Below are 12,219 nucleotides of genomic sequence, written 5' to 3'. Positions count from 1 at the left end.
GCAGGTCGGACGGCCGGCCGGACCGACCGCGGTCACACCGGTGACCGCACCACGAACACGGGAGTCACGTGACCAACGAACGGCGGGTGCTGGTGCACCCCGACAAGCAGGCCCTCGGCGCCTCCGTCGCCGCACGCTTCATCACGAAGATCATCGACGTGCTCGACGAGCAGGGACGGGCCGACATCGCGATCAGCGGTGGTTCGGTCTCCACGCTCGTCCTCGCGGCGATCGGGCAGTCGCAGGCGCAGGAGAGCGTCGACTGGTCGAAGGTCCACGTCTGGTGGGTCGACGAGCGCTGGGTGCCCGCGGGCGACGCGGACCGGAACGACGCCGGCACGCAGACGGACTTCCTCGACCACGTGAGCATCCCGGCCGAGAACATCCACCCGATGGCGACGTCGGACGCCGGCCTCACCATCGACGAGGCCGCGACGCAGTACGAGCGCGAGCTGCACGACGCCGCTCCCGACTCCGCCGACGCGCCCCGCTTCGACATCACGCTGCTCGGGGTCGGTCCGGACGGGCACACCGCGTCGCTGTTCCCGGAGTTCCCGCAGCTCCGCGTGACCGACCGCATGGTCGTGCCCGTCGACGACTCGCCCAAGCCCCCGGCACAGCGCCTGACCCTCACCTACCCGGTGATCAACGCGTCGCAGCGCGTCTGGGTGATCCTGTCCGGCGCCGAGAAGGCATCCGTGCTCGGCCTCGCCCTCGCCGGTGCCGCCGTGGACGAGGTCCCTGTCGGCGGCGTGCAGGGCCGCAAGCGCACCGTCTTCTTCGTCGACCAGGACGCCGCACGCGACGTCCCGGAGAACCTCATCGCGTCGACCTACTGACGCACCGCACGACGGACTGGAGGCCCGGTACCAGCTGGTACCGGGCCTCCCGTCCGTCGTGGGGTCGCCACCGGCGGACGGCGCGCGGCATGTCATGCGACCTCGACGGGGCCCGAACCGACGGCGACGACCGCGGCGACCTCCCCCGACGACAAGGGCCCCCGCTCCTGACGGAGCGGGGGCCTTCGGACGTCTGCTGCTACTTGGCGGCGGTGCCGCGGCGCTGACGCAGCTGCTGCAGCGCGTCCTCGAGGAGCTGTGCCGCTTCCTCCTCGGTGCGACGCTCCTTCACGTACGCGAGGTGCGTCTTGTACGGCTCGGTCTTCGCGACCTGCGGCGGGTTCTCCTTGTCGCGACCGGCCGGGAGACCGGTGGAAGGCGAGTCGACCGTCTCCGGGATCTCCTCGTCGGGGAGGTTCGCGGCGAAGTACCGCACGACCTCGTTGCCCATCGCGTCCCAGTACGAGATCGCGACGCGCTCGGCCTGGACGCCGCGGTCCTGCTCGCCCATCGGGCCGGCGCCGACGCGCGACCCACGGATGGCGCTTCCTCCGGATGCCATGTCAGCTCCCTGCCGTGAACTTGTTGATGAGACCGAGCACGATGATGCTCGAGATCCAGAGGAGCCCGAGGATCACGGTGATGCGGTTCAGGTTGCGCTCGGCGACGCCGGATGCCCCGAGGTTGCTCGTCACACCACCGCCGAACATGTCGGAGAGGCCGCCACCGCGACCCTTGTGCAGGAGGATGAGGAGCGTGAGCAGGAGGCTCGTGATCGCGAGCAGGACCTGCAGCACGACGGAGAGTATCGCCACGACGTACCTTTCGTGTCAGTCAGCCATCCGAGTATACCGGTCACGCGGGCTGCGCTCCGGACCCGGACGGGGTGTGTGCACAGCACGAGGCGCGACGGGCGGACCCGTCGCGCCTCGTGCGGTCGTTCTAGAGACCCACGTGCTGCTGGAAGCGCGCGATCGCCGCGAACTCCTGCACGTCGAGCGATGCGCCACCGACGAGTGCGCCGTCGATGTCGGGCTCACGGAGGAAGCCGGCGATGTTGCCCGACTTCACCGAGCCGCCGTAGAGGACGCGGGTGTCGGCTGCGGCCCGGTCGCCCCACGCCGCTGCGATCCCACGGCGCAGTGCGGCGCACTCGTCCTGGGCCTGCTCGGCCGTGGCCGCCTGGCCGGAGCCGATCGCCCAGACCGGTTCGTACGCCACGACGATCTCGGCGGGCTGCACCGCACCGAGGACGACCCCGAGCTGCTCGACCGGCACGACACCGGCGCCGCGCTGTTCGCGCTGCTCACCGGTCTCGCCGACGCACACCACCGGGACGAGGCCGTGCTTGACCGCCGCCGCCGTCTTCGCCGCGACGACCTCGTCCGTCTCACCGTGCATGGTGCGACGTTCGGAGTGCCCGACGATGACGTACTGCGCATCGAGCGCGGCGAGGAACGCGCCGGACACGTCGCCGGTGTACGCGCCGGAGTCGTACTGTGACAGGTCCTGCGCGCCGAAGGCGATCGGCAGCTTGTCGGCCGAGATGAGCGTCTGCACGCTCCGCAGGTCCGTGAACGGTGGGAAGACCGCCACCTCGACGTCGGCGTGGTCGTGCCGAGCGTCCTTCAGCGTCCACGCGAGCTTCTGCACCGTGGCGATGGCCTGGAGGTGGTCCAGGTTCATCTTCCAGTTGCCGGCGATGAACGGCGTGCGGGTCATGCCGTCCACCCCAGTGCTTCGAGGCCGGGGAGCGACTTGCCCTCGAGGAACTCGAGACTCGCCCCGCCGCCGGTGGAGATGTGCCCGAACTGGTCGTCGCGGAACCCGAGCGAGCGGACGGCAGCTGCCGAGTCGCCGCCACCGACGACGCCGAGGCCGTCGACCTCGGTCAGCGCCTGCGCGACGGTCTTCGTACCCGCTGCGAAGGCGGGGAACTCGAACACGCCCATCGGGCCGTTCCAGAACACCGTCTTCGACGAGGAGACCGCTGCGGCGAACCGTTCCGCGGTCTCGGGGCCGATGTCGAGGCCGATGCCGTCGGTACCGAAGGACGAGGACTCGATCGCGTCGGCCGCGACCGTCTCGTGCTCGGCGTCCGCGGCGAACCCGGAGGCCACCACGACGTCCGTCGGCAGGTCGATCGTCACGCCGAGCTCGGTCGCGCGCGAGAGGTACTCGCGCACGGTGTCGAGCTGGTCCTGCTCGAGCAGCGACTTCGCGACCCCGTGGCCCTGCGCCGCGAGGAAGGTGAAGAGCATGCCGCCACCGATGCAGATGGTGTCGACGCGGGGCAGCAGGTGGTCGATGACGCCGAGCTTGTCGCTGACCTTCGACCCGCCGAGCACGACCGTGTACGGGCGCTCCGGGTCCTTCGTCAGACGCTCGAGCACGGTGAGCTCCTGCTCGATGAGCTGTCCTGCCGCGCTCGGGAGCGCAGCGGCCAGCTCGTACACCGAGGCCTGCTTGCGGTGCACGACGCCGAAGCCGTCGGAGACGAACGCATCACCGAGTGCGGCGATGCGGTCGGCGAAGGCGGCGCGTTCGGCGGCGTCCTTCGAGGTCTCCTCCGGGTTGAACCGGAGGTTCTCGAGCAGCAGGACGTCACCGTCCTCGAGGGCCTCGGCGGCCGCGGTCGCCTCGTCGCCGACGGTCTCGCCGACGAAGGCGACCGGCTTCGCCAGCAGTTCGGACAGCCGCTGGGCGACCGGCGCGAGCGAGTACTCGGGGGCCGGAGTGCCGTCGGGTCGACCGAGGTGCGACACGACGATCACACGCGCACCGGCGGTGATCAGCGTGTTCAGCGTGGTGAGCGACGCCCGCGCGCGGCCGTCGTCCGTGATCGTGCCGTCCTTGAGCGGGACGTTCAGGTCACAGCGGACGACGACGCGCTTGCCGGCGAGCTCGCCGAGGTCCTCGAGGGTGCGGAGAGCCATCAGGTCAGAGCTTCTCGCCCACGAACTCGGTCAGGTCGACCAGGCGGTTCGAGTAGCCCCACTCGTTGTCGTACCACGAGGTGATCTTGACCAGGTTGCCCATGACCTTGGTCAGGCCCGAGTCGTAGATCGAGGAGTGCGGGTCCGTCGTGATGTCGGTGGACACCAGCGGGTCCTCGCTGTAGAGCAGGATGCCCTTCAGCGGGCCCTCGGCGGCTGCCTTGTAGACGGCGTTGATCTCGTCGACCGTGACGTCCGACTTGGTCTCGAGCGTCAGGTCCGTGATCGAACCGGTCGGCACCGGCACGCGGAGCGCGAAGCCGTCGAGCTTGCCGGCGAGCTCCGGGAGGACCAGGCCGATGGCCTTCGCCGCACCCGTGGAGGTCGGGACGATGTTCAGGGCGGCGGCACGGGCGCGACGCGGGTCCTTGTGCGGTCCGTCCTGCAGGTTCTGGTCGGCGGTGTAGGCGTGGACCGTGGTCATGAGACCGCGCTCGATGCCGAACGCGTCGTGGAACACCTTGGCGAGCGGCGCGAGGCTGTTCGTGGTGCACGAGGCGTTGGAGATGATGTGGTGGTTCGCCGCGTCGTAGGTGTCCTCGTTCACGCCGAGGACGATGGTGACGTCGTCACCGGTCGCCGGGGCGGAGATGATGACCTTCTTGGCACCGGCGTCGATGTGCTTCTGCGCGTCGGCGGCCTTGGTGAAGAACCCGGTCGACTCGATGACGATGTCGACACCGAGCTCGCCCCAGGGGAGGTTGGCGGGGTCGCGCTCGGCGAGCACCTTGATGGCCTTGCCGTCGACGACGATGTTGTCGCCGTCGAGCTCGACGGAGACGCCGAGCTTGCCGGTGATCGAGTCGTACTTGAGCAGGTTCGCGAGCGCGGCGTTGTCGGTGAGGTCGTTCACCGCCACGATCTCGAGGTCGCTGCCCTTGGCCAGAGCGGCCCGGAAGAAGTTACGGCCGATCCGGCCGAAGCCGTTGATACCGATCTTGACGGTCAATGGAGCTCCTGTTGGGTGTGGAGCGCCTCGGGAGGCGCTGCTTTTCGGAGTGTGGAGGCGTCGTCTGGGACGACGGCCGGCCCACGTGTGGTGGACGATACGCCCCGTAACGTCGCCGGAACGACCCTAGCAGTCGGACCCCCTCGGACCACCTGCATGACGTCGACCCGTGCGGGTCGGCGTCCGGTGGCCGAGGGGGTCCGGAGGACGACCGGGCTCAGGCGCCTTCGAGCTCCTCGGGCACGCTCGCCTCGGTGCCGGGCACGCCGAGGTCGGACGCGCGCTTGTCGGCCATCGCGAGCAGTCGGCGGATCCGGCCGGCGATGGCGTCCTTGGTCATGGGCGGGTCCGCGTGCTGGCCGAGCTCGTCGAGCGAGGCGTCACGGTGCTCGAGCCGGAGGGTCCCGGCGTACTGCAGGTGGTCGGGCACGTCGTCGCCGAGGATCTCGAGGGCACGCTCGACGCGGGCGCAGGCGGCGACGGCGGCCTGCGCCGAGCGGCGGAGGTTCGCGTCGTCGAAGTTCACGAGCCGGTTCGCGGTGGCACGGACCTCGCGGCGCTGGCGCATCTCCTCCCAGTCGGCGGTCGTCCGGGCGGCGCCCATCGCGGTGAGCATCTGGCCGATGGCCTCGCCGTCGCGGATGACGACCCGGTGCACGCCCCGGACCTCCCGGCCCTTCGCGGCGATCCCGAGGCGGGAGGCGGCACCGACGAGCGCCATCGCGGCCTCGTTGCCCGGGCAGGTGACCTCGAGCGCGGCGGCCCGGCCCGGGTCGGTGAGGGTGCCGGATGCGAGGAAGGCGCCGCGCCAGATGGCGGCGAGGTCCTCGCGGGTGCCGGTGGTCAGGCGGTTCGGCAGGCCGCGGACCGGGCGACGGCGGGCGTCCATGAGTCCGGTCTGGCGGGCGAGCGTCTCGCCGGCCTCGAGGACGCGGACGAGGTAGCGGGTGCCGCGCCGGGACGAGGCGGTCGACCCGACGGAGGCCTCGCTGCGCACGCCGTACAGCTCGGCGAGGTCCTTCCGGACACGGTGCACGATGATCCGGGTGTCGAGTTCGACCTCGACCGCGATCCGGCCGGAGATGACGTGCAGCCCTCCCGCGAACCGGAGGACGGTCGCGAGCTCGGCGGCGCGGACCGTGTTCCGGTTGACGACGACCCTGGCCAGCTCGTCCTTCACCTCGGCAGTCAACGGCACGGCATCATTCCTTACGTTCTTCGGGGTGGGGTTCCGCGGCCCCGGGGCGCACGCGTGTGGAGACAGCCGGTGGGACGGTCACTCCCGGCCGAGATCTCGGTTCTTCACACGCACGGCGACGTTGGGCATCCCGCGGAGGAGGCTCGCCAGCTCGGCGACGATGGCGACCGAACGGTGCTTGCCGCCGGTACAGCCGATGGCGATCGTAGCGTGTCTTTTGTTCTCCCGCTGGTACCCCTCGAACACCGGCTCGAGCACGGAGGCGTAGCGCTCGACAAACGAGCGGGCTCCCGGCTGCTCGAGGACGTAGTCGGAGACGGGCGCGTCGAGGCCCGTGTGCGGCCGGAGTTCCGGGACCCAGTACGGGTTCGGGATGAAGCGCACGTCGGCCACCATGTCGGCGTCCGCGGGCAGACCGTACTTGAAACCGAAGCTCATCAGGGTGACCTGGACACCGACGAACCGGTCCTCGGCGAACCGCTCCGTGACCGCGTTCGCGAGCTGGTGGATGTTCAGGTCGGAGGTGTCGATGACCATGTCCGACGCTTCCCGCAGCCCGAGCAGCCGCGCGCGTTCCCGGGCGATGCCGTCGAGCAGGGTGTCCTCGCCCTGCAGCGGGTGCGGGCGGCGGACCTGCTCGAACCGTCGGACCAGGACCTCGTCGGTGGCCTCGAGGAACAGCACGCGGACCCGCGCACTGGTGCTCTCGCGGACCTGCTGGACGGCGTGCTCCGGTTCGGTGAAGAAGCGGCCGCCACGCACGTCGACCACGGTCGCGATCTTCGGGATCGACTCCCCCGCGCGGTCGGCGAGGTCCGTGAGCGGTCCGAGCATCTGGGTGGGCAGGTTGTCGACCACGTACCAGCCGAGGTCCTCGAGCGCCTTCCCCACGGTGGACCGACCGGCACCGGACATGCCGGTGACGATGAGCACGTCGTGCTGCTGCTGGGAGGTGGTGTCGGTCATCTGCGAAGGAGCTCCGTCGTGGTCGGGCCGGGCGGGTCGCCCGGCCGGTGCGAGCGCCGGCCCAGGTCGGAGACCAGGCTACCGTCCGGCCGGGAGGCCCGTGCGGACGTCATGCGGGCCGCTGCGGCCCGTCGGGGCCCGCGTCGGGGACGCGCACCGGGCCTCCCGACCGGGCGCCGACCGGGTCGGCACCCGTGTCCGGTGCGCTGGGCGGGGTGGGAGCACTGGGCGGGGTGGGAGCACTGGTCGGGGTGGGAGCACTGGTCGGGGTGGGAGCACTGGCCGACTCCGGGGCGCTCACCGGGACGGTGGTGAGCTTGCGCACCACGGCGGCCGCGGTCGCGGGCCCGACACCGGGCACCTCGCCGACCTCCTCTGCGGTGGCCTGCCGCAACCGGGTGACCGAGCCGAAGTGCTTCAGCAGCGCCGCGACACGGCTCGGCCCGAGCCCGGGGATCTCCGACAGCTGCGACTTGACGTCCCGCTTGCGCCGCGTGCGCTGGTGCGTGATCGCGGAGCGGTGGGCCTCGTCACGCAGGCGCTGGATGAGGAAGAGCGCCTCGGAGTTGCGGGGCAGGATCACCGGGAAGTCGTCGTCGGGCAGCCAGAGCTCCTCGAGCCGCTTCGCGATCCCGACGAGCGCGATGTCGGTCACCCCGGCCTCGTCCAGCGCGCGCTTCGCCGCCGCGACCTGCGGCTGCCCACCGTCCACCACGAGGAGCTGCGGCCGGTACGCGAAGCGCTTCGTCGGCTTCGTGCCCTCGACCACGTCGTCCACGGTCGCATCGGGGACGTCGGGCAGGGCAGCGTCCTCGTCGAGACGGGCGAGCCGCCGTGTGAGGACCTGGTACATGCTGTCCGTGTCGTCGGTCGTCTCGGCGATCGTGTACCGGCGGTACTGGTCCTTGCGGGGCAGCCCGTCCTCGAAGACGACCATCGAGGCGACGACGTTGGTGCCCTGCAGGTGCGAGATGTCGTAGCACTCCATCCGCAGCGGCGCCTCGGCCATGCCGAGGGCCTCCTGGATGTCGGCGAGGGCCGCAGCACGGGTCGTGTAGTCGGCCGAGCGCTTGGTCTTGTAGAGCATGAGCGCCTGCTGGGCGTTCTGCGAGGCGGTCCGGGCCAGACCGGCACGGTCCCCGCGCTGGGCGGTGCTGAGCTTCGTGCCACGACCACCCCGGCGGTCGCTGAGCCACTGCTGCAGGGCGTCGGCGTCGTCGGGCAGGGCCGGCACCACGACCTCGCGCGGCGGTTCCTCGCCACCGGCACCGGCAGGCAGGTCCGTCCCGGCGTACACGCCCTGGACGATCTGCTCGACGAGGTCCCCGGTGCTGATGTCGAGTTCCTTGTCGACCACCCAGCCGCGCACACCGCGGATCCGGCCGCCCCGCACCGAGAACAGCTGCACGGCGGCGGCGAGCTCGTCCTCGGCGATGCCGAACAGGTCGAGGTCCACCGAGTCCTTGAGCACCACGGCGGACTTCTCGAGCACGGCTTCGAGGGCCTCGACCTGGTCCCGGTAGCGCGCCGCCTGCTCGTACTGCATGGCGTCGGCCGAGGCGGCCATGCGCTGCCGCAGCTGCGTGATCACACGCCGGTCGTAGCTGCCCATGAAGCGGACGAACTCCTCGACCAGCGCCCGGTGCTCCTCGATCGTGACCCGCTGCGAGCACGGCCCGCCGCACTTGCCGATCTGCCCCGGGAAGCACGGCTTGCCGGTCTGCATCGCGCGCTTGTACGAGGACTCCGAGCAGGTGCGGATCGGGAACACCTTGATCATGAGGTCGATCGTGTCGTGCACCGCCCAGATCTTCGGGTAGGGCCCGAAGTACTTCGCGCCCTTGATCTTGCGGTTGCGCGTGACCATCACCCGCGGCGCCTCGTCCGCCATGGTGATCGCCATGTACGGGTAGGACTTGTCGTCGCGGAACTTGACGTTGAAGGGCGGGTCGAACTCCTTGATCCAGGTGTACTCGAGTTGGAGCGCCTCGATCTCGGAACCGACCGTGGTCCACTCGACGCTGCGCGCCGTCAGCACCATGCGCCGGGTGCGCTCGTGCAGCGTCGGCAACGGCGCGAAGTAGTTGCTCAGCCGCGCGCGGAGGTTCTTCGCCTTGCCGACGTAGAGCACCCGACCGGCCTCGTCGCGCCACCGGTACACGCCCGGGTCGGTCGGGATCTCACCGGCCTTCGGACGCCATGCGACGGTGTCCGCCACCTACCGAGCACCCGCCTTCGCCGCCGCGGCGCCGCGCACCTCGCCCTGACGGCCCTGCACGGACCGCTGCTTGCCGACGCGGGCGTCCTGGGCGTCGAGGATCTCCCGCAGGAAGACCCCGGTGTGGCTCTCGGGGACGTCGGCGACGTGCTCCGGCGTGCCGGTCGCGAGCACCGTACCGCCGCCGGACCCGCCCTCGGGCCCCATGTCGATGAGCCAGTCGGCGGACTTGATGACGTCGAGGTTGTGTTCGATCGTGATCACCGTGTTGCCCTTGTCGACCAGGCTCTGCAGCACGAGGAGCAGCTTGCGGACGTCCTCGAAGTGCAGACCCGTGGTCGGCTCGTCGAGCACGTACACCGTGCGGCCGTTCGAACGGCGCTGGAGCTCGGTGGCGAGCTTCACGCGCTGGGCCTCGCCGCCGGAGAGCGTCGTGGCACTCTGTCCGAGCCGGACGTACCCGAGGCCCACGTCGACGAGGGTCGCCATGTAGCGGTGGATCGCGGAGATCGGCTCGAAGAACTCGGCCGCTTCGCTGATCGGCATGTCGAGCACCTCGGAGATGTTCTTGCCCTTGTAGTGCACCTGCAGCGTCTCGCGGTTGTACCGGGCACCGCCGCAGACCTCGCACGCGACGTAGACGTCGGGCAGGAAGTTCATCTCGATCTTGATCGTGCCGTCGCCGGAGCAGTTCTCGCAGCGACCGCCCTTGACGTTGAAGCTGAAGCGCCCGGGCTGGTACCCGCGGGTCTTCGCCTCCTGCGTCTCGGCGAACAGCTGCCGGATGCGGTCGAACACGCCCGTGTAGGTCGCCGGGTTGGACCGCGGCGTCCGGCCGATCGGCGCCTGGTCGACGTGCACGACCTTGTCGAGCTGGTCGAGGCCCTTCACGCGGGTGTGCTTGCCGGCGATGTGCCGGGCACCGTTGAGCTGGTTGGCGAGCACCTTGTAGAGGATGTCGTTGACCAGCGTCGACTTGCCCGAGCCGCTCACGCCGGTGACCGCCGTGAACACGCCGAGCGGGAAGTCGACGTCCACGTCCTTGAGGTTGTTCGCCCGCGCACCCTGCACGCTGATGACGCGCTTGCGGTTCACCTTGCGGCGCTCGGACGGCATCTCGATCGCCCGACGTCCGGCCAGGTAGTCACCCGTGATCGACTCGCGGTTCTCGATCATGTCCGCGTAGGAGCCCGAGTGCACGACGTTGCCGCCGTTGACGCCCGCGCCCGGACCGATGTCGACGACCCAGTCCGCGGTGCGGATCGTGTCCTCGTCGTGCTCGACGACGATGAGGGTGTTGCCGAGGTCCTTGAGCTTGACCAGGGTGTCGATGAGCCGGCGGTTGTCGCGCTGGTGCAGCCCGATGCTCGGCTCGTCGAGGACGTACAGCACGCCCGTCAGACCGGACCCGATCTGGGTCGCGAGCCGGATGCGCTGTGCTTCGCCGCCGGAGAGACCGCCGGCTCCCCGCGCCAGGGTCAGGTAGTTGAGGCCGACCTCGAGCAGGAACTCGAGCCGCGCCCGGATCTCGCGCAGCACGGCGGCGGCGATGTGCGCCTCCCGGGCGGTGAGCGTGATGTCGGCCATGAAGCCGTAGGCCTCGTCGAGGGCCATGTCCGTGACGTCGGCGATGCTGCGGCCGTCCACCGTCACCGCGAGGACCTCCGGCTTGAGGCGGGTGCCGTCGCACACGGGGCACGGCACCTCGCGCAGGTAGCCCTGGAACCGCTGTCGCTGCGAGTCGGTCTCGGCCTCGGCGAACTTGCGCTCGATGTAGGGCATGACGCCCTCGAACCCGCTCGTGTACCGCATCTCGCGGCCGAAGCGGTTCTTCCAGGACACCGAGACCTCGAAGTCCTTGCCGGTGAGGATGGCGGCCTGCACCGACGCGGGCAGCTGGTTCCACGGCGTGTCCAGGCGGAAGCCGAGCTCCTTGCCGAGACCGGCGAGCAGCTTCTCGAAGTAGGAGTACAGCCCGCTCGTCCCGGTCCAGGGCAGCAGGACGCCGTCGGCCAGGGAGGCCTCCGGGTCGCCGAGGACGAGGTCCGGGTCGACCGACATCCGCGTGCCGAGGCCGGAGCACTCGGGGCAGGCGCCGAACGGCGCGTTGAAGGAGAACGTCCGCGGCTCGATCTCGGTGAGCGCGAGCGGGTGGTTGTTCGGGCACGAGAGGTTCTCGGAGTAGGTCCGGACCGCACCGGGGCCCTCGTGGTCGACGAGGTCGATCGCGACGGTGCCGTTCGTGAGCCGCAGCGCCGTCTCGAGGGAGTCGGTCAGACGGCCGAGGATGTCGTCGCTCGCCACCAGCCGGTCGATGATGACCGAGATGTCGTGCTTGACCTGCTTCTTGAGCGTCGGCGGGTTGCTCAGCTGGATGCGCTCCCCGTCGACGATCGCGCGCGCGTAGCCGGACGCGGCGAGCTCCTGGAAGAGGTCGACGAACTCGCCCTTCTTCTTCGACACGATCGGCGCGAGCACCTGGAACCGGGTGCCGGTCTCCTGCGTCATGAGCTGGTCGGCGATCTGCTGCACGCTCTGCTTGCTGATCACCTCACCGCAGACGGGGCAGTGCGGGATGCCGATGCGCGCCCAGAGCAGACGCATGTAGTCGTAGACCTCGGTGATGGTGCCCACCGTCGACCGCGGGTTGCGGTTCGTGGACTTCTGGTCGATCGACACCGCGGGCGACAGGCCCTCGATGAAGTCGACGTCCGGCCGGTCGACCTGGCCGAGGAACTGGCGCGCGTACGCGGACAGCGACTCCACGTACCGCCGCTGCCCCTCGGCGAAGATCGTGTCGAACGCCAGCGAGGACTTGCCGGAGCCGGACAGTCCGGTGAAGACGACGAGCGAGTCGCGCGGGATCTCGAGGTCGACGTCGCGGAGGTTGTGCACGCGTGCGCCACGGACGCTCAGCGTCGACGTGTCGTGCGGAGCCGTCCCACCGGGCAGGTGCAGGTCCGACGGCTCGTCGAAGTCGTCCGGGTCGGACATGGCGGTTCCGCGGTCAGAGGTGATGGTCATCGCAGACGATTCTACGAAGCCGCTCCGAC

At 70.2% G+C, this 12,219-nt stretch carries 10 protein-coding genes; 1 reads left to right on the top strand and 9 read right to left on the bottom strand.

Going from position 1 to position 12,219, the window contains the following annotated elements:
• Positions 1–68: 68 nt before the first annotated feature.
• Positions 69–839, top strand: a complete 771-nt coding sequence (pgl, locus tag DEJ32_RS02510; protein ID WP_110900205.1) for a 6-phosphogluconolactonase — start codon at positions 69–71, stop codon at positions 837–839.
• Between the two features lie 199 nt (positions 840–1,038).
• Here the strand turns inward: pgl and DEJ32_RS02505 are convergent, their stop codons facing one another.
• From DEJ32_RS02505 to uvrA, 9 genes are all read right to left on the bottom strand, one after another.
• Complete coding sequence (locus tag DEJ32_RS02505; protein ID WP_110825022.1) at positions 1,039–1,401, bottom strand: RNA polymerase-binding protein RbpA; 363 nt, start codon at positions 1,399–1,401, stop codon at positions 1,039–1,041.
• 1 nt (position 1,402) lies between these two features.
• Positions 1,403–1,654, bottom strand: a complete 252-nt coding sequence (secG, locus tag DEJ32_RS02500; RefSeq protein ID WP_110825023.1) for a preprotein translocase subunit SecG — start codon at positions 1,652–1,654, stop codon at positions 1,403–1,405.
• Between the two features lie 127 nt (positions 1,655–1,781).
• A complete protein-coding gene (gene tpiA / locus DEJ32_RS02495) occupies positions 1,782–2,561 on the bottom strand; it encodes a triose-phosphate isomerase (protein WP_110900276.1) in 780 nt (259 codons plus the stop codon).
• Entirely contained in the window at positions 2,558–3,775 is a 1,218-nt protein-coding gene (locus tag DEJ32_RS02490; protein ID WP_110900204.1) for a phosphoglycerate kinase, read from the bottom strand. The genes tpiA and DEJ32_RS02490 overlap by 4 nt, the downstream gene beginning before the upstream one ends.
• A 4-nt stretch (positions 3,776–3,779) precedes the next feature.
• Positions 3,780–4,784, bottom strand: a complete 1,005-nt coding sequence (gene gap, locus DEJ32_RS02485; RefSeq protein WP_110825025.1) for a type I glyceraldehyde-3-phosphate dehydrogenase — start codon at positions 4,782–4,784, stop codon at positions 3,780–3,782.
• Between the two features lie 217 nt (positions 4,785–5,001).
• Complete coding sequence (whiA, locus tag DEJ32_RS02480; RefSeq protein ID WP_110825026.1) at positions 5,002–5,982, bottom strand: DNA-binding protein WhiA; 981 nt, start codon at positions 5,980–5,982, stop codon at positions 5,002–5,004.
• Positions 5,983–6,060: 78 nt separating this feature from the next.
• Positions 6,061–6,948, bottom strand: a complete 888-nt coding sequence (gene rapZ / locus DEJ32_RS02475) for an RNase adapter RapZ (RefSeq protein ID WP_110825027.1) — start codon at positions 6,946–6,948, stop codon at positions 6,061–6,063.
• 109 nt (positions 6,949–7,057) lie between these two features.
• Positions 7,058–9,166: an excinuclease ABC subunit UvrC gene (uvrC, locus tag DEJ32_RS02470; RefSeq protein ID WP_110900203.1), complete on the bottom strand. Its 2,109-nt coding sequence runs from the start codon at positions 9,164–9,166 to the stop codon at positions 7,058–7,060.
• Positions 9,167–12,190, bottom strand: coding sequence for an excinuclease ABC subunit UvrA (gene uvrA, locus DEJ32_RS02465; protein WP_258365883.1), 3,024 nt, complete (start codon positions 12,188–12,190; stop codon positions 9,167–9,169).
• Positions 12,191–12,219 lie beyond the last annotated feature (29 nt).

This window comes from Curtobacterium sp. MCPF17_046 (assembly GCF_003224295.1).
Taxonomy (GTDB): domain Bacteria; phylum Actinomycetota; class Actinomycetes; order Actinomycetales; family Microbacteriaceae; genus Curtobacterium.
The sequence above is the reverse complement of the archived record's forward strand: the minus strand, read 5'-3'. Positions and strand labels throughout refer to the sequence as shown.

Bases quoted from the DNA above. Each gene is read 5' to 3' on its own strand.
- DEJ32_RS02505 (WP_110825022.1), bottom strand. From the start codon at position 1,401: ATGGCATCCGGAGGAAGCGCCATCCGTGGGTCGCGCGTCGGCGCCGGC.
- tpiA (WP_110900276.1), bottom strand. From the start codon at position 2,561: ATGACCCGCACGCCGTTCATCGCCGGCAACTGGAAGATGAACCTGGAC.
- DEJ32_RS02490 (WP_110900204.1), bottom strand. From the start codon at position 3,775: ATGGCTCTCCGCACCCTCGAGGACCTCGGCGAGCTCGCCGGCAAGCGC.
- uvrA (WP_258365883.1), bottom strand. From the start codon at position 12,190: ATGACCATCACCTCTGACCGCGGAACCGCCATGTCCGACCCGGACGAC.
- rapZ (WP_110825027.1), bottom strand. From the start codon at position 6,948: ATGACCGACACCACCTCCCAGCAGCAGCACGACGTGCTCATCGTCACC.